Source organism: Thiohalocapsa sp., from assembly GCF_022340605.1.
Lineage (GTDB): Bacteria > Pseudomonadota > Gammaproteobacteria > Chromatiales > Chromatiaceae > Thiohalocapsa.
Genome location: NZ_JAJDNQ010000140.1, coordinates 37,623 through 54,799, shown reverse-complemented (window position 1 = coordinate 54,799; position 17,177 = coordinate 37,623). Strand labels below are relative to the sequence as shown.

12 protein-coding genes are annotated in these 17,177 nt (G+C 69.0%); 9 read left to right on the top strand and 3 right to left on the bottom strand.

The window, feature by feature from the left end; all coding sequences use genetic code 11:
- Window positions 1-60: 60 nt before the first annotated feature.
- Both LJE69_RS17340 and LJE69_RS17335 read right to left on the bottom strand, forming a co-directional pair.
- The gene (locus tag LJE69_RS17340; RefSeq protein WP_296927287.1) at window positions 61-1,146 is read right to left on the bottom strand and encodes a phosphoglycerate mutase; all 1,086 of its coding nucleotides are present in this window, start codon (window positions 1,144-1,146) and stop codon (window positions 61-63) included.
- 135 nt (window positions 1,147-1,281) lie between these two features.
- On the bottom strand, window positions 1,282-2,862 hold the full coding sequence (locus tag LJE69_RS17335; protein ID WP_296927286.1) for a peptide chain release factor 3: 1,581 nt from the start codon (window positions 2,860-2,862) through the stop codon (window positions 1,282-1,284).
- Between the two features lie 572 nt (window positions 2,863-3,434).
- Between LJE69_RS17335 and LJE69_RS17330 the strand changes: the two genes are divergently transcribed.
- Entirely contained in the window at window positions 3,435-4,586 is a 1,152-nt protein-coding gene (locus tag LJE69_RS17330; RefSeq protein ID WP_296927285.1) for a carbon-nitrogen hydrolase family protein, read from the top strand.
- A gap of 442 nt (window positions 4,587-5,028) precedes the next feature.
- Here the strand turns inward: LJE69_RS17330 and LJE69_RS17325 are convergent, their stop codons facing one another.
- Complete coding sequence (locus LJE69_RS17325) at window positions 5,029-5,304, bottom strand: hypothetical protein (RefSeq protein ID WP_296927284.1); 276 nt, start codon at window positions 5,302-5,304, stop codon at window positions 5,029-5,031.
- A 756-nt stretch (window positions 5,305-6,060) separates the two neighbouring features.
- On the opposite strand from LJE69_RS17325, the gene LJE69_RS17320 reads away from it, so the two are divergent.
- From LJE69_RS17320 to LJE69_RS17285, 8 genes are all read left to right on the top strand, one after another.
- Window positions 6,061-7,017, top strand: coding sequence for an AAA family ATPase (locus LJE69_RS17320; protein ID WP_296927283.1), 957 nt, complete (start codon window positions 6,061-6,063; stop codon window positions 7,015-7,017).
- Window positions 7,018-7,285: 268 nt separating this feature from the next.
- Complete coding sequence (locus LJE69_RS17315) at window positions 7,286-8,203, top strand: DUF58 domain-containing protein (RefSeq protein WP_296927282.1); 918 nt, start codon at window positions 7,286-7,288, stop codon at window positions 8,201-8,203.
- Between the two features lie 129 nt (window positions 8,204-8,332).
- Window positions 8,333-8,941: a DUF4381 domain-containing protein gene (locus LJE69_RS17310; protein WP_296927281.1), complete on the top strand. Its 609-nt coding sequence runs from the start codon at window positions 8,333-8,335 to the stop codon at window positions 8,939-8,941.
- A 70-nt stretch (window positions 8,942-9,011) separates the two neighbouring features.
- Window positions 9,012-10,055 carry a VWA domain-containing protein gene (locus LJE69_RS17305; RefSeq protein ID WP_296927288.1) on the top strand — a complete coding sequence of 348 codons (1,044 nt, stop codon included), beginning with the start codon at window positions 9,012-9,014 and terminating at the stop codon, window positions 10,053-10,055.
- Window positions 10,056-10,154: 99 nt separating this feature from the next.
- On the top strand, window positions 10,155-11,198 hold the full coding sequence (locus LJE69_RS17300; protein ID WP_296927280.1) for a VWA domain-containing protein: 1,044 nt from the start codon (window positions 10,155-10,157) through the stop codon (window positions 11,196-11,198).
- Window positions 11,195-12,997, top strand: a complete 1,803-nt coding sequence (locus LJE69_RS17295; RefSeq protein ID WP_296927279.1) for a tetratricopeptide repeat protein — start codon at window positions 11,195-11,197, stop codon at window positions 12,995-12,997. Before LJE69_RS17300 ends, LJE69_RS17295 begins: the two co-directional genes overlap by 4 nt.
- Window positions 12,998-13,062: 65 nt before the next feature.
- A complete protein-coding gene (locus LJE69_RS17290) occupies window positions 13,063-15,015 on the top strand; it encodes a BatD family protein (protein ID WP_296927278.1) in 1,953 nt (650 codons plus the stop codon).
- Between the two features lie 324 nt (window positions 15,016-15,339).
- Window positions 15,340-17,169: a S8 family serine peptidase gene (locus LJE69_RS17285; RefSeq protein ID WP_296927277.1), complete on the top strand. Its 1,830-nt coding sequence runs from the start codon at window positions 15,340-15,342 to the stop codon at window positions 17,167-17,169.
- Window positions 17,170-17,177 lie beyond the last annotated feature (8 nt).

Below are 17,177 nucleotides of genomic sequence, written 5' to 3'. Positions count from 1 at the left end.
GCGGACATGTGCCAGGTCGAGGGTGCCTGGAAGGTGCTCCGGTTGCCGGAGTAGCGCGGATCAGTCTTGCAGCAAACCCGACGGCGGCCGCAACGCCGGTCCCGGCGAAGACCCGACGGTGGCCCGCTCCAGCAGTGCCCGCGGCCGCCGCAGCAGGCGCCGGTACCAGCGCAAGTCCAAGCCGCGCACAAGCAGGCAGTCGCCGTCGCAGGTGTCGATGCGCAACGCGCGCACCTCGCCGCGCCGCAGCGCCATCGGCAGCGACGCAACCCACCGCTCAAGCCGGGCGGCGGCGCCGGCCCAGGCGTCCTGGTCGCGGTCCCGCAGGGCCTCATCCAGGCCGCCCCAAAGCACCAGCACGCGCCCAGGCTTACCCCCGACCCGGGTCACCCCGAGCTCGGCGGCGGCGTCGGCGCCGGGCCGGGCGCGGTGCTCGATGCCGGCGGCCGCGGCGAGCCCGCGCAGCAGCGGCGCCGAGCCCAACGCGAGCGCGGGCGGCGTCGCCGGAACCTGCCAGATGCCGCCACCCCAGCACCACAATCCGTTCACGGCCGGGCGGCCGGCGGCCTCGCGCGCGCGGTTCATGGGGCTCTGGAACAGCAGCATCTGCGCCTCGCTCATGAGCGCTGCCCAGCGGGAGGCATCGGGGCCGGTGGGCAGAGCGCCGTCGATGTGCCGACCGTCCACCCGCGCCAGCGATGTCGTGTCCAGGCGCGGCGGCGTGGCGCACTCGACGTACCAGCGGTCCGCCACCGGCGCGTGGAAGCGCAGGCCGTCACCGACGAAGTGGCCGTTCAGCGCCGCCACCAGCGCATCCGCCTCGGCGCGGCTGATACCGAGATGCGAGGCGTCGAAGAGCCGCAGCAGGTCGCGGTCCGGGCGCAGGTGCACCGGATCGGCATGCAGCCACCAACCGCTTCGATCCCAGTCCGGATCATCGGCGGCCAGCGCATAGGGCGCGCTCGCCGCGGCGCCGAAACGGGCCAGCAGCACCGACGCCGTGTCGTCTCCCGCCGGCTCGGCCACCACCGCGCGGTCCAGCAACAGGTCCAGCGTGGGCGTGCGCAGCGCCCGCACCGGCACCGGCACCGGCACCGGCATAGGACCGAGGAGGCCGGGGACGAGAAGATCAAGCGTTTCGGGCATGATTAACGTGCAACGCGGCGAAAGGCGGATCGCGACCGACCACGCGGGCGTTCGAGTGCGCAGTACTCAGTGCGCAGTGCCGGGCGGCGACAAGACGCCGACCTAACCGCACTTCGCACTCCGCACTTCCCCCTTTCACAACTCCCGCGTCGCCGAAAACCGAATATCCGGCCACCGCTCCTCCGTGAGCTGAAGATTCACCCGCGTCGGCGCCAGGTAGACGAGCTGCTCGTCGCCATCCACGGCCAGGTTCTCGTACGCCTTGGTCCTAAATTGCTCCAGCAGCTTCGGGTCGCTGCAATTGACCCAGCGCGCGGTCTGCACCGAGACCGGCTCGACGACGGCCTCGACGCCGTACTCGTCCTTGAGCCGGTAGGCGGCCACGTCGAACTGGAGCATGCCGACGGCGCCCAGGATCAGATCATTGTTCTTGAGCGGGCGGAATACCTGGGTCGCACCTTCCTCGCAGAGCTGCAGCACCCCCTTCTGCAGCGCCTTGGTCTTGAGCGGGTCCTTCAGCACGACGCGGCGGAACAGCTCCGGGGCGAAGTACGGGATGCCGCCGTACTTGAGCTCCTCGCCCTCGGTGAAGGTGTCGCCAATCTGGATGGTGCCGTGGTTGTGCAGGCCAATGATATCGCCCGGCCAGGCCTCGTCCACGCGCTTGCGCTCGTCCGCCTGGAAGGTGATGGCATTGGCCACCTGCACCGTCTTGCCAATGCGCGCGTGGCGCATCTTCATGCCCTGCGTGTAGCTCCCGGAGCACACGCGTAGGAAGGCCACGCGGTCACGGTGGGCCGGGTCCATGTTCGCCTGGATCTTGAACACGAAGCCCGAGAACTTGTCCTCGTCGGGGGCGACGGTGCGGCTGCCGGCCTCGCGCGGGCGCGGCGGCGGCGCGTACTCGACGAAGGCGTCCAGCAGCTCCTTGACACCGAAGTTGTTGATGGCGGAGCCGAAGAATACCGGCGTCTGCTCGCCGCGGCGGTAGGCGTCCAGGTCCAGCGGGTGGCTCGCGCCCTGCACCAGCTCCAGCTCCTCGCGCAGCTCCGCGGCCTGGTCGCCGAGCAACTCGTCCATGCGCGGGTTGTTCAGCCCCTCAATGACCTCGCCGGTCTGGATCCTGCCGCCGTGGGTGGCGCTGAAAAGATGCGTGCAGTCGTGACGCAGGTCGTAGACGCCCTTGAAGCGCTTGCCCATGCCGATGGGCCAGGTGACCGGCGCGCACTGGATCTTCAGCACGTCCTCGATCTCGTCCAGGATCTCGATCGCCTCGCGCCCCTCGCGGTCCAGCTTGTTGACGAAGGTAAGGATGGGCGTGGTGCGCAGCCGGCACACCTCCATCAGCTTGATGGTCCGCTCCTCGACGCCCTTGGCGGCGTCGATGACCATCAGCGCCGAGTCCACGGCCGTCAGCGTGCGGTAGGTGTCCTCGGAGAAGTCCGCATGCCCGGGCGTGTCCAGCAGATTCACGATGGACTCACCGTACGGGAACTGCATGACCGACGAGGTCACGGAGATGCCGCGCTGCTTCTCCAGCTCCATCCAGTCCGAGGTCGCATGCCGCGCCGCCTTGCGGCCCTTGACCGTGCCAGCCATCTGGATAGCGCCGCCGAACAGCAGCAGCTTCTCGGTGAGCGTGGTCTTGCCCGCGTCCGGGTGGGAAATGATCGCGAAGGTGCGCCGTCGCGCGACCTGTTCGTGGAGGTGGGACATGGGTGTTGAACCAGGTGCTGGGCCTTGAGATAACCCGCCATGGTAGCGCCCCGAGGGCAAGCCAACCAGTGCCGGTTCTGCGCCGCATCCCGCGCGGTCATGCCCGTCCCTGCCCAACCACCTTCGAGGGAGTAGTGGACGGTCTTGGAAAGGTTGATGGCGTCCGCCCCGGCGCGCGCAGTGTCGCCCTGGAGGGCGACACTCCGGCCATCGCGACCCGCGGCCGGAGTGTCGGCCTCCAGGTCGACACGCATCATCACTGCGGGCGGCGTCGAGAGTGGTCTTGATACTTCCGGATGAGTGCACCGGGGGCGGTAGTGCTCGGATCTGGCCAGGCCGGCGGAACGGTCCGCGGAGCGGACTCGACGCCGGCCGCAAGCGCGAGCCGAAAGCGTTGGCGCCCCCGCGCTTGTCCACCGCCTCGGTCATCGGCGCCCGATTGCTCTTGAGCCGCTCGTTCATCACCCACGCCATCGCCGGGCCGCAAAATGGGCAAATGCGACCTATGCTTGCACTCTCGCGCGAAGCAGGGGCAACGCAGGCAAGGCCCCGCCTACACCAGCGGTGAATCCATGCCTCAGCATCAACAGCACCAACACGACCTCTCGGACGGCCAACCGGAGCCGCCAGATCGGCAGCGGTTATCCCGCCGAACGCTCCTGCAAGGTCTCCTGGCAGGTATTGCCGGCCTCGCGGGCGGCGCGCACCGGCTCGCGGGCGCCGCATCGGAACGCGCCACAACATCGAATCCCACCACCATCAAGGCTGCGGCCGTCCAGATGGCCCCCAAACTGGGCAATGCCGCAGCAAACCTCGCCCAAGCCGAGCGGCTCGCGCGTGAGGCGATCGCCGCCGGGGCAGACTGGATCGTGCTGCCGGAGATGTTCACGTCGGCCGCCGCCTTCCATCCGGACATGCTGACGGCCATCCACCCCATCGACGGCGCACCGGCGCGGCTGCTGCAAGACCTCGCGCGCCAACACCACCTGACCATTGGCGGGTCCTTCCTGGCCCGGGCTGGCGAAGACGTTTACAACGCCTTCCTCCTGGCCATGCCGGACGGCTCCGTGCGCCGCCACGACAAGGACTTCCCCACCTACTGGGAAACTTGCTACTACGTTGGCGGAGACGACGATGGGGTCTTAGAGACACCCATCGGGCCGGTGGGCGTCGCGCTTTGTTGGGAGATGGTCCGCGCCGGCACGGCGCAGCGTCTCGCCGGCAAGGTGCGGCTCCTGCTTGCCGGTTCCACGTGGTGGACCTTGTCAGACGAGGCGCCGGACGATCACCCGCTGCGCGCGCTGAACCGGCGCATGCTGCGGGAAACCCCGCCGCGGATGGCACGGCTGCTGGGGGTGCCCGTGATCCATGGCTCCCATGCGGGCCCCTTCGCCGGCTTCGATAGCCCGGAGCTGCCGGATGTGTCCTACGACTCCCGCTACCTCGGCGAGGCCATGATTGTCGCTGCCACGGGCGAGATCCTGGCACGTCGCCCGGCGGAAGACGGTCCGGGCATTGTCACGGCCGAGCTCCGCATCGCCCAGGCGCCGAGCCCGTTGGAACCGCTGCCGGACCGCTTCTGGCTACCGGAGGAGATGCCGCAGGAATGGCAGCACGCCTGGAAGCGCTGGTTCCCGCGCGGCGAGGACTACTACCGCACCGTGACGCTTCCCTACCTGGCGACGGGTGAAGTACCGGAGTACGTGCCTCCATACATGCGCTAGTGCAGCGTTTCTCCCAACTTCGCTTTCGTTGTCGTTGTCGTTGTCGTTGTCGTTGTCGTTGTCGTTGTCGTTGTCGAGTATCCGATTACGATTACGACCACGACCACGAGCATGAGGACGAGCACGAGCAGAGACTTCGACCCGGTTCCTCGGCTCCGGCCTCACCCGGGTTGACGCCTGCAAAATTGGCTGAAACGGGGTAATAGCACCTCGACGAGCATTGGCCCTTGAGGTTCCGAGACCCGTGCCCCCGGCGGCGCTGGCGGCCCGCGGCACTGCGTCATCGGCTAGGACGACACTCTGGTCCAGGCAGATCCAGGGACAAGGCCGTGAGGGCGAGGTCCGGGGACAGCGTCCGCAATAGGCATCGATTCCGGGGTCAGTCGACCAGCGCCCCTAGAGCAGCACATCCCCACGCAGTACGCGAAGAGCACGAAGCGTATCAGTAGTCGGCCGTGTGGGCCTTTTGCCGGGCGATCACCACCGCGTCGCGGATCGCCTCCCGCGGCGGGGTGGGCCACAGGCCGTCGTGGCGCAGGGTGTTGCTGCCAAAGCCGGGGCGGTCGTCGGCGGGCTCCAGGGAGCCGTCCTGCTTCACCAGGAACAAACCCTCGGTGCCGGCGGCGTCGCTACGCACGATGATGCGCGCCACCGCGGCCTCCTCGCCGTAATCCACCTGGTACAGGTAGGTGTGCCCTCGATACCGCTTGATGTACAAGCTCCCCTCCTCCCGTCGTTGTCATTATTCGGTCACTTTCTGCCCGCGGGAGACTACCCGAAAACCCAGATTCCGGCGACGCCCGCCCCCGTGCGCCGAGACGCGTTGTACAGGCCGGCGGATGGCCCTTTGGCGGCTTTCGGCATCCACTGGACGAAGGAGAAGACTTTGTTCGGCGCGAATAATGGATTTCGCCGCGCCCATCGATGGCTCACCTGTCGCGCCCGATGTGCAACCGGCGCCCGCAGCCGGCTCAGCGGCGAAACGGATGCGGTCGTCGGCGCGGTCAGTGGCCGCCGAGCGTGCTGCAGTTCACCCGCCCCATGACGGTGCCCGCATTGCCGCCGGCACTGCGCACCGCAGCGCATTGACTCGACTGCGCAAGAAGGCTCGACCGGGTAGCTGGCGGAGCACGGAGCATCAGAATATTCCAATATTTCAGAAACCCTTATGCGACTCGGCAGAAATCGCAACACGCTTGCGTCCAACCGCCAAAAGCCGCAGGATTGAGGCGCTGCGGGAATGCTGAGTATTGGCAAACCCGAATCACAATAACGCGGCAGACGGCATGCTCCCAACGCCCCAGCTGTCGAAGGCCGCCGCAGGAGCGTCCGCCCTCGACAGCGGCATGCCCCAAGCGGGTGCGCGCCGTCACCGGGAGCGATGCCCCGCGACAAGGCGCCCAACGAGGCCCCTGACGAGGGCCAAGCCGCACCTCACCACCAAGACCCCAGAGCAGTACCCAAGTACCCGAGCATGACCCCCGCAGACCTGACCCCCGTCCGCGAGCACATCGCCTCCCGCATCATCGGCCAACAGAAGTTCATCGACAGCATGCTCGTGTGCCTGCTGAGCGACGGGCACCTGCTGGTGGAGGGCATGCCGGGCCTGGCCAAGACCACCGCCGTGAAGGCACTGGCCGAGGCCATCGAGGGCGATTTCCACCGCATCCAGTTCACGCCCGACCTGCTGCCGTCGGACCTCATCGGCACCGACATCTACCGACACGAGCAGGGCGAGTTCGAGTTCCGCCCCGGCCCGCTGTTCCACAACGTGCTGCTGGCGGACGAGGTGAACCGCGCCCCCGCCAAGGTGCAGTCGGCGCTCCTGGAGGCCATGGCGGAGCACCAGATCACCGTCGGCCAGCGTACTTATCCGCTGCCCAAGCTGTTCATGGTGCTGGCGACGCAAAACCCCGTGGAGCAGGAGGGCACCTACCACCTGCCGGAGGCGCAGTTGGACCGCTTCCTGATGCAGGCGGTGGTGACCTACCCCACCCGCGAGGAGGAGCTCAAGATCCTGGAGCTGGACAGCGCACAGCAGAAGCACCCGGAGCCGCCACCGGCCAGGCCACTGAGTCAGGCGCAGTTGTTTGCAATGCGCCGCAACGTCGCCGAGCTGTACCTGGACCCGAAGCTGCACAGCTACATCGTCGACCTGGTGCAGGCGACCCGCAACCCGAAGCTCTACGACCCGGACCTCGCGCGCTGGTGCCGCTTCGGCGCATCGCCGCGCGCCAGTATCGCCCTAGCCCGCTGCGCCCGCGCCCGCGCCTGGCTCGACGGCGACGAGTTCGTCGCGCCGCACCACATACAGCTCGTCGCCCCGGAGATCCTGCGCCACCGCCTGCTACTCACCTTCGAGGCCGAGGCCGAGGGCATCACCACCGATGAGTTCGTCAATCGGTTGTTGAATTTGGTGGCGATTCCATGAACGGGGCTGTTCGCGTGCCATCGGCCCTCTTGGAAGCGTGCGAAGTGCGTCGTGCAAAGCAGAAGTGCCAGGTGCGCGGTGCGCAGTGCAGGGACGGCGCCAGTAGCAACCAGCGCAGCATGCCGCCGGCGGGTGTTGCCCCAGCAGGCAGGGCAAGCGCATCGCCGATGGGATCGGGCCACGCACTGCGCACTTCGCACCGCGCACACAACCGCCGCATTGCGACGTATCGATCCCCCGTCCCCAGGCCCTCGTCCCTGCCGAAAGCATGAGCCTCTACCCCCGCCTCGACGATCTCCTGGAGCTCCGCCACCAGGCGCATACCCTGGGCGTGCCGTCGCACCACCTGGTGAACTCCACCTTCGCCGGCCTGTACGCCTCGGTGTTCCGCGGCGCCGGCATCAACTTCGAGGAGGTGCGCGAGTACCGCGAGGGCGACGACATCCGGCACATGGACTGGAAAGTCACGGCCCGCTTCAACGAGCCGCACCTCAAGGTGTTCCGCGAGGAGCGCGAGCGCAGCGTCGTGCTCTGCATCGACCGCGGGCCACACATGGGCTTCGGCACCCGCGGCACGTTCAAGTCGGTGCAGGCGGCGCGCACCGCCGCGCTCATCGGCTGGGCCGCGAGCCGCCTCAACGACCGCGTCGGCGGCATGGCCTTCGGCGACCCGGAGGCCGGGCTGCAACATTTCCGCCCCGCCCGCGGCCGCCGTGCACTGTGGCAACTGCTGCGCACACTGACCCAGCCGGCGGCCGAACGCAGCACCTCCATCGACGCCCTGGCCGGCGCCTTGCGCCGCGCCACCCGCGGCCTGCCGACGGGCTCACTGGTGTTCGTCATCGCCGACCTGAACCGCGAGGTGCGTGACCTCGAAGGCGTGCTCGGCAACCTGGTCCAGCGCAACTCCGTGGTGCTGATACCGGTTGACGACCCGGCGGACTGGGAGATCCCGGCCATGGGCAACGTCACCTTCACCGCCACCGACGGCACCTTGGTGGAGATCGACACCGACGACAGCGCCGCCGGACGCGCCTACCGTGACGCCTGGCGGCGCCGTCGCGAAACGCTGAAGGCCATCGCCACCCGGCTCAATATCATTCTGATGCCCATCCGCACCGACCAGGAGATCCACCTCAGCCTCATTCACAGCCTGGAGCAACGAGCCAAGGCGCGGAGCGTCTGAGCGGAAGGGCAAGCACCGAGGGCCGAGGGCCGACGAGTTCTCAAGCTACACACTTGTACTTCTGCACTACTGCACTACTGCACTCCAAACACTCGAGACAACGAAACGCGTACCCCGTACTGACATCCCATGGACGCAACCCAACTCCGCGACATCCACGTGAACATGGGCCACCCCTGGTGGCCGCCCGCGCCGGGCTGGTGGCTGCTGCTGGGGGCGCTGGTGCTGCTGGGCCTGCTGCTCTGGCGCTACGACCCGCGCTGGCGGCTGTACGTGCCGCTGCCGGTGATCACGCTCGGCACCTGGCGCTGGGAGGCCGCGCAGGGGTTGCGCGCCATCCGCCGGCGACTGGAGCAGGAGCCCGTCAAGCAGGCAGCCGTGGACCTCTCGGAGCTGTTGCGACGCATCGCCATGGCCCGCCACGGCCGCGCCGCCTGCGCCGGGCTGAACGGCGCGGACTGGCTCGCCTGGCTGACGGCCAACGACCCACGGGGCTTCGATTGGAGCCGCGACGCCCAGATGCTGCTTACCGCGCCCTACGCCCAACCGGCGGCGCCCATCACCCAGCGGGAGGCCATCAGCCGGCTGCTGGACGCCGCCATGGAATGGGTCGCGGCACCGGACCCGAAGCCGCCCCGTCGCCCGGGCCGGCGCTGGCTGCCCGCCGCCGTCCCCAACCCCCTGCGCCGGCTGCGCCGCCGGCGCCTGGCGGCCGCCACGGTGAGCGACGCCGCATGATCGCCCCAACACAATCCAAACCAGCCCAATCCGCCCCGGCGCACGCCACCGCCGCGTAATTCAGATGATGCTGTTCGAGTTCCATTGGCCCTGGTTCGGCCTGCTGCTGCCGCTGCCGCTACTGTTGCCCCTGCTCTGGCGCGAGCGCCGTGCGCAGCCCAAGGAAGAGCAGCTCGAGGGCGAGCGCATCACCCTGCTCCACCCGCACCTCGACGAGCTCAAGGCCGCCTACCAGGCCCGGCGCCCGCGCCGCCAGCTCGCGGGCTGGCTGCACCGCGTCCTGCTCTACCTGCTCTGGGTGGGCTTGGTGCTGGCGCTGATGCGCCCGCAATGGCTGGTGCCGCACACCGAGATCTCGGCGCCCGGCTACGACCTGATGCTCGCAGTGGACGCCTCTCACTCCATGGACGCGCTGGACTTCACCGTCGAGGGCCGGCAGGTGAGCCGCATGCAGGTGGTCAAGGGCGTCATGAGCCGCTTCATCGACGAGCGCGCCGGCGACCGCATCGGGCTCATCATCTTCGGCAGCGGTGCCTATGTGCTGGCGCCGCTCACCATCGACCGCGCGGCCGTGCAGATGCTGCTGGACCGCGTCGTGCCCAGCATCGCCGGCGGCAGCACCGCGCTGGGCGACGCCGTGGCGCTGGGCGTCAAGAAGCTGCGCGACCGCCCGCCCGGCTCGCGGGTGATGATCCTGATTGCCGACGGCGACAACACCGCCGGCAACTTCCAGCCGCTGGAGGCCGCCACCCTGGCGCGCATGGCCGGCGTGCGCATCTACGTCATCGGTGTCGGCAGCAACCAGAAGCGCATCCCGATTTTGCACGAGGGCAAGATCGAGTACTGGGACGACCTCACCATGGACGAGGACACCCTGCAGCGCCTCGCCAACATCACCGGCGGCGCCTATTTCCGCGCCACCGACACTCGCGCGCTGGAAGAAATCAGCCGGCGTATCGCCGAGCTCGAAAAAACCGAGACCGAGACCCGCACCGCGTTCGTGCCGGAGCCGCTGTACCGCTGGCCCCTGGCCTTGTCGCTGCTGGCGCTGCTCGCGCTCGGGCTCTTCCCGGAGGGCCGCCGGCGCTTCATCGTCCGCCAGGCGAGTAGCTGAGCAACGCCCATCCGGCCAAGTCAGCCTGAGCCAAAGCAGCCGAGCACCGGCAGCCAGCCCCGCGCAGTTGATCACCACGGCAACCCCCAACCCAAGAGCATGACCGACAACGGCTTTCACTTCGCCCAGCCCGCCTGGTTCTGGGGCCTGCTGGTGCTGCCGCCGGTGGCCTGGTGGCTCTGGCGCAGCGCCGCCAAGGCCGCCAAAGCCCCCGTGCAGCGTTACGCGGACGCGCACCTGCTGCCGCACCTCTCCGGCACCCGGGCGCTCGCGACCTCCGAGCGCTGGGGGCGCTTCTTCGCCTGGTCGGCGCTGTGGCTCATTCTGCTCATAGCCATGGCCGGCCCGCGCTGGGGCTACACCGACGTGCGCCTGTTTCAGCCAGGCGACAACCTCCTCATTCTGCTCGACGTCTCACGCTCCATGGAGACATCGGACGTGGCCCCGACCCGCCTCGGCCGCGCCCGACAGGAGATCCAGGACCTGATCATGCAGAACCGGCGCCTGCGGCTCGGTCTCATCGCCTTCGCCTCGGTGCCACATGTCATCGCGCCGGTCACCGAGGACAGCCGCACCATCCTGCTGGCCCTGCCGGCGCTGGCGACAGACCTGGCGCGCCTACAGGGGAGCCGGCTGCAGGAGGCCCTGGACCGCGCCCAGGTCCTGTTGGAGTCGCTGCCGGAGGACAGTGCCCGCTCGCTGCTCCTGATCTCCGACGGCGACTTCGACGAGCCGGGCTTGGTCGATCACGTACGCAAGCTGCACCAGGCCGGCATTGCCATGCACGTGCTCGGCATCGGCACCCGCGAGGGTGGCGACGTGCCCGGACCGCGCGGCAGCCCACTGATCGGACCCGACGGCAATCCGGTGCGCTCCCGTCTGGACGAAGACCAGCTCAAGGCCCTCGCCGAGGCCGGCGGCGGCCTCTACCGCCGCGCGGACTATCGCGACAAGGACACCGGCGACATCCTGAAGGCCGCGGCCGTCAGCACCCTGCCGCCCAAGGCCAGCGACGACCGCACCCGCATCTGGCATGACCGCTACTACATCCCCGTGCTGCTGCTGGCGGCGCTGTTGCTGCCGCGCTTCAAGGGACGGGCCAAGACCGAGCCAAGCGGCCCGCGGCAGGAGGCAGCCCGATGAGCGCGCGCATCGCGGTCCTGCTGCTCGTGCTTGCCGGGCTCGGCGTTGGTCTCAGTCAGGCGGACATGTTCCGCAACGGCGAGCAGCAAGCGCTGGAAAAGTTCCGCGCCGGCGACTACACGGCCGCCGCCGAAGGCTTCAGCGACGCCTACCGCCGCGGCGTGGCCTTCTACCGCGCCGGGCAATACCGTGCCGCCGAGGTGGCCTTCGCTGATGCGGACCGCGGATCGGAGCGCCTCACCGCCCGCTACAACCTCGGTAACGCCCGCTTTCAGCAGGGCGACTACACCGGCGCCATCGAGGCCTACGAGCAGGTGCTGGCCGAGCAGCCGGACGACGACGACGCCCATTTCAATCTGACCCTCGCCCGCGCCCTGCTGGCGAAGCTGGAGCAGCAGTCCTTCGAGCAGGCAGCCGACCAGAAGAAGGAGCCGGAAGCCGAGCAGCAGAAGCAGCGCGCAGAGGACCAGCAGCAGCAGGACCAGCAGGACCAGCAGCAACAGCAGGCCGAGCAGCAAGCGCAACAGCAGAAGCGCGACCAGCAGCAAGACCAGCAACAGCAGTCTGAGCAGCAGCAATCCGAGCAGCAGCAGCAGCAGCAGTCCGACCAGCAGCAGCAGTCCGACCAGCAGCAGCAGTCCGACCAGCAGCAGCAGTCCGACCAGCAGCAGCAGTCCGACCAGCAGCAGCAATCCGACCAGCAGCAGCAATCCGACCAGCAGCAGCAATCCGAGCAGCAGCAGCAATCCGAGCAGCAGCAGGAATCCGATCAGCAACAGCAGTCCGACCAGCAGCAACAGTCCGACCAGCAGCAGTCCGACCAGCAGCAGCAGTCGCAGCAGGGCCAGCAGCAACAAGAAGACCAGCAGCAACAAGGCGGGGAGCAGCAAGAGCAGCAAGGCGGACAGCAGCAGCAAGGCGGGGAGCAGCAGGAGCAGCAGCAACAGGGCGAGCAGCAGGAGCAGCAGGAATCCGGCGGCGGCGAGCAGCAGGACGAGCGCGGCAGCAGCGGTCAGGAGTCCGACGAGAGCCGTGGCGACGAGGGCGACGAGGAAAAAGGCCAGAGCGGCGGCGAGCGCGAGTCGGGCCGCAAGGGCGACCGCGACCGCGAGGAGCAAGAGGCCGAAGGTGGCAAGAAGAAGGGCGAGGAAGACGCCGAGGGCGGCGACCGCGAGCGCCGCAAGGACGCAACCGGCGCCAAGGACCAGGACCAGAACAAGCGCGACGAGAGCCGCGGCGGCGAGCAGTCCAGCGAGGACGAGAGCCCCGGCGGCGAACTCCCTGGTGAAGAAGAGGGCCGCGCCAAGGCCGAAGATGAGGACAGCCTGACGCCTACCGGCGGCGGCGAAGAACACCCGGAGCAAGACATGGGTGGCGGCGAAAAGCCACCGGAGCGGAAGCAGGCGGAGCACCCCGGCGAGGAGGTCCAGCCGGAGAGCGATAAGCCCGGCACCGGCACCGACGAACAGGGCCCTGAACAGGGCCGGCGCAGCCACGGCGGCGAGCCCGATCAGAAACCGCCGGACATGAAGGACCTCGCCGGCGACCGCGAGGCCGTGCAACGCTTCGATCAGCTCGGCAGCCAACCCTGGGCGGGCGCCGGTTCGGACTCGGAGATGAGCACGGCGCCGGCCCTCGGCGGCGAGATGGTGCTCGGCCCCGGCATGGCCATCATGGAGCAACGCCTGCAACAGGTGGAGGGCGACCCATCCATGCTGATGCGCAACGAGTTCATGCTGGAGGACATGCGCGAGATGCGCGAGATCGGCGGACGGTTGCAGGAGAGTCGGCCATGGTAGAACCGCTGCGCGGCAGGACCGAGGGCCGAGGCCCGGGGGCCAAGGTCGTCGTTCGATGCGTTGGTATGCTGCTCGTGCTCGGCGCGGCGTTCGCGGCGGGCCAAGTCGCGCTTGCGCAGATGCCCTATGGGGGCCAGCCGCCCTACCAGACTTGGCAGTTCCGGCCCATGGCGCCGAGCAATGCGCGCGGCGTGGCGCCCCAACCTCCTACCCAGCAGCCCACCCAGCAGACGGGCCAACGCCCGGAGCAAGTGCCGGAGCAATGGCCCGAGCAGTGGCCGGCTCGGGGCAACGCGCCGGGCTGGGGCCAACCGGGCGGCTTCCCGGGTCCGCAGCAAGGGCTGCCGCGGGGCTACCCGCAGGGTGGTCAGGCACCCGGCTACCCGCAGGGCGCGCCCCAAATGCAGCCCCAAATGCAAGGCTATCCGCAGCGCGGACAGTTTCCGTTCCAGCAGCCGCCCCAACAATCGCGCTACGGCCAGCCCGGCCAGTACCAGCCCGGCCAGTACCAGCCCGGTGAATTCCCGCCGAGTCAGTACCAGCCCGGCCAATATCAGCCCGGTCAATACCAACCGGCCCAGCGCGCGCCCGGGGGCTACTATGCGCCGGGCGGCACCCAGCGCGGCGGCCTCGCCAGCGCAAGCCCCAGGCTCGAGGTACTGGTCAACGAGCGTCACCCCTACGTGCAGCAGAACGTGCTGGTGCGTCTGCGGGTGGTGAGCACCGGCAACCTGGCCACCGCCTCGCCGGAGCTCTCGGGCTACGAGGACGTGCTGTTCGATCAACTCGAGGGCCCCACCACCAGCACCCGCGGCAGTGGCAACAGCCAGGAGATCGTCAACGAGTACATCCTGACCATGACGCCGCTGCGCGACGGCCCGATGGAGATTGCACCGCTCAGGGTCAAGGGCACACTCGCCGGCGGCGTGCCCTTCGAGGCCGTCGCGCGCGAGCCCATCCAGCTCGACGTGCTCCCGCCCATGGCCACGGTGCGCCCGTGGCTGCCGCTGCGCAGCCTGCATATCGACGCCCAGCTCACCGACGTTGAGGGCATGACCCGCGGGCGCCCTGCGACCCTGACCGTGGAACTGGAGGCGGAGGGCGCCGCCGGCGACCAACTGCCATCGGTAGAGTCCATGCTCCGCTCCGAGGACTTTCGCGTCTACCGCGAGCAGACCATCGCCAACACACGGTTGGCCGACAACGGCCGCACGCTGGTGGGCAAGCGCATCGAGGTCTACACCCTGGTGCCCCACTCCGGCGGGCGCCTGCAGCTGCCGGAGATCCGGCTCAACTGGTGGAACGTGGAGACGGCGAGCCGCGAGGCATCGTCCGAGCCCATCCAGGTCTTCAAGGTCGCCGGCAAGTCCGGCCCCTTCGGCTTCGCCAACTCCACCCGCGCCCGCGCCGCCGCCGACTGGCAGAAGTACTGGCTGCCGGTGGCCGGACTCGCGCTCCTGCTGCTCGGCTACTGGGGCGGCGTCTGGTTGCGCGGCCGGGTGCCCGCCGGCGAGCGTGCGCCGCTATGGCCGCGTGTCCGGCATGTCGCGGGCGTCGGCGCGCGGCTCGCCGGCCGCGGGCTGGTGGTGGTCGGCCGGGCGCTGAACCCGATGCCGCTGTTGCGCGGGCTCGGAGACGCCCTCGGCAGCCTCGCCCCCAGGAGCACGCGTGTCTATCAATGTGCCAAGGCCGCCGACAGCGAGAACGAGCCGGCCGCGTGGTGCCTCGCCTTCCAGCGCAACGCCTGCCGCCGGCTCAATGCCGATGCCCGCGAGCCGCTGCCGCGCATGGCCGACCGCATCACGGCACTGCGCCCGGGCGCCAACCGCGAGCAGGTACAGGCGCTGATGCAGGCGCTGGACCGCGCCCTCTACAACCGCTCCGACATCGACTTCCCGCGCTGGAAGCGTGACTTTCGCCGCGCGCTCCGCCCCGGCACGGGCGCCATCGGCAGCCTCATCAGCGACCGCGTGCGGCGGGCGCGCCTGCCGGAACTGAACCCGCGCCCAGCCGGCTGAGCAGGAAACCCGCGCGAGCCATGGCCGTGGCTTGGTGAGCGGCGCTGACCCCGGGGCATCGGCACCGATCAGGGCTTCCGCCAGCTGCGTGCCCAGCATGCGCTGATTGGCCCCGAAGGCGCGGGCGCCGTCGCCCCCCCTGGGCTATGATCTGCCCCGAAATCGGCTCGCGGAGCGCCGTCACGCGGTTGCGCAGGCGGGTCTCGGCTTGATGGGACTCGTCATCCGGACATGCGCAGAGCAATCGCTCATCAACAGCTTGGCCGCGCAGTTGCTCTGTGTACGGCTGTCGTCGCCAACGCGTGCCCGGCGGGAGATCTCGTCATGCCGGTGGGCGCGGCGCCCATGGTGAATGGCGTGACGAAGCCGACCGCCAACGAGCCAGCCAAGCTCACCCAAGGCATCGCCCCCCTGATGGAGGAGTATCAGACCTACGTCATGGCCGCCGCGGCGGGCACCGGCGCGCCTCCCACCTTCAGGTCCACGCGGACCATCGCAGAAATCAACGATGGCTACGTCGTCATCGACGCGGTGGCCGCGGGCGACGTCGAGCGCTTGCGGATGGATCTCCAGGCGCTCGGCGCAACGATCACGGGCGTCGCCGGACGCATGATCTCGGCCAAGCTGCCGCTGGAGCGGATGGACGCATTGCAAGCGCTGGACTCACTGCGCTTCGCCCGCCCGGCGATGGCGGCCACCCACGCGGGGATTGCCACGAGCCAGGGCGATTCGGGGCAGCTGTCGGACGCGGCGCGCGCCACCTTCGACGTGGACGGCACGGGGGTCATGATCGGCGTCCTGTCTGACAGCTTCGACTGCTCGGGCAATGGCAGCTATGCCAGCGATCTGGACACGGGCGACCTACCGGCGGGCATCGAAGTGCTCGACGATACGTCCCCCTCCTGCACCGACGAGGGGCGCGCGATGCTGCAGTTGATCCACGACGTGGCCCCGGGCGCCAAGCTGGCCTTCCACACCTCCTTCAACGGCGAGGCCGGCTTCGCGCAGGGCATTCGCGACCTTCAGGCAGCGGGCGCGAACGTCATTGTCGATGACGCCAACTATCTGGCGGAGCCCTTCTTCCAGGACGGCGTCGTCGCCCAGGCGATAGACGAGGTCACCGCCAAGGGCGTCAGCTATTTCTCGTCCGCCGGCAACAGCGCGCGGCAATCCTACGCGGCGCCGTTCCGCCCCAGCACTCAGACGATCCTTGACGGCACCCTCGCGTTGCACGATTTCGATCCTGGACCGGGTGAGGTGGTCTGGCAGCAGATCGACTTCGCGCCCACCCCGGTCACCACGGTCATTCCATTCAGCCTGCAATGGAGTGACCCTTTCTTCACGGTGAGCGGGGAGCCGGGTGCCGCGAGCGACCTGGATCTGTGCGTGTCGAAGACCGCCGGCGAAGCCGGCATCACGAGCTGCACGGCGAGCGACAACCAGGGCGGTGACCCGGTCGAGGTGTTCGCCATCCGGGTGCCTGCCAGTACCACACCCACGACCCTGTACTTCGCCATCGGTCTGCGCAGTGGACCCGAGCCCACGCTGGTGAAGTACATCTGGTTCAAGAAGGGCGTCCAGAAACTGGCGTTCGCGACGAACAGCCCGACGATCTACGGCCATGCCAACGCCGCCGGCACCAATGCGGTGGGTGCGTCGGCGTACTACTTCACCCCCGAGCTCGGGCAAGACCCACCGCTGTTGAACGACTTCTCGTCGGCGGGCGGCACACCGATCCTGTTCGAGACGGACGGCGCGCCGACGTTCGAGGTCCGCAACAAGCCGGACTTCACCGCCCCGGATGATGACAATACGACCTTCTTCGGCACCGACATCGACATGCCGGAATTCGGCGAGCCGGACGGCTTCCCCAACTTCTCCGGCACGTCCGCGGCCGCATCGAACGCCGCCGCCGTCGCCGCGCTGATGCTGGAGTCCGACGCGTCGCTGACCCCGGTGGATATCACCGCCGCACTGCAAGCCACCGCCACCGACATCCTGAACCGGAGCAGCGGCGAGGACATCGGTGAAGGTCAGGACGAGGACAGCGGCGCGGGCCTGATCAACGCCATCGAGGCAGTCGGCGCCGCACGACCATCAGCCTCGGCGGCGCCCAACCCCGTCGGCTATGCGCCCGGCCTGGCAACACGGTGAAGGCACGT

Bases quoted from the DNA above. Each gene is read 5' to 3' on its own strand.
- LJE69_RS17290 (WP_296927278.1), top strand. From the start codon at position 13,063: ATGCTGCTCGTGCTCGGCGCGGCGTTCGCGGCGGGCCAAGTCGCGCTT.
- LJE69_RS17320 (WP_296927283.1), top strand. From the start codon at position 6,061: ATGACCCCCGCAGACCTGACCCCCGTCCGCGAGCACATCGCCTCCCGC.
- LJE69_RS17285 (WP_296927277.1), top strand. From the start codon at position 15,340: ATGCCGGTGGGCGCGGCGCCCATGGTGAATGGCGTGACGAAGCCGACC.
- LJE69_RS17300 (WP_296927280.1), top strand. From the start codon at position 10,155: ATGACCGACAACGGCTTTCACTTCGCCCAGCCCGCCTGGTTCTGGGGC.
- LJE69_RS17335 (WP_296927286.1), bottom strand. From the start codon at position 2,862: ATGTCCCACCTCCACGAACAGGTCGCGCGACGGCGCACCTTCGCGATC.
- LJE69_RS17295 (WP_296927279.1), top strand. From the start codon at position 11,195: ATGAGCGCGCGCATCGCGGTCCTGCTGCTCGTGCTTGCCGGGCTCGGC.
- LJE69_RS17330 (WP_296927285.1), top strand. From the start codon at position 3,435: ATGCCTCAGCATCAACAGCACCAACACGACCTCTCGGACGGCCAACCG.
- LJE69_RS17310 (WP_296927281.1), top strand. From the start codon at position 8,333: ATGGACGCAACCCAACTCCGCGACATCCACGTGAACATGGGCCACCCC.
- LJE69_RS17315 (WP_296927282.1), top strand. From the start codon at position 7,286: ATGAGCCTCTACCCCCGCCTCGACGATCTCCTGGAGCTCCGCCACCAG.
- LJE69_RS17340 (WP_296927287.1), bottom strand. From the start codon at position 1,146: ATGCCCGAAACGCTTGATCTTCTCGTCCCCGGCCTCCTCGGTCCTATG.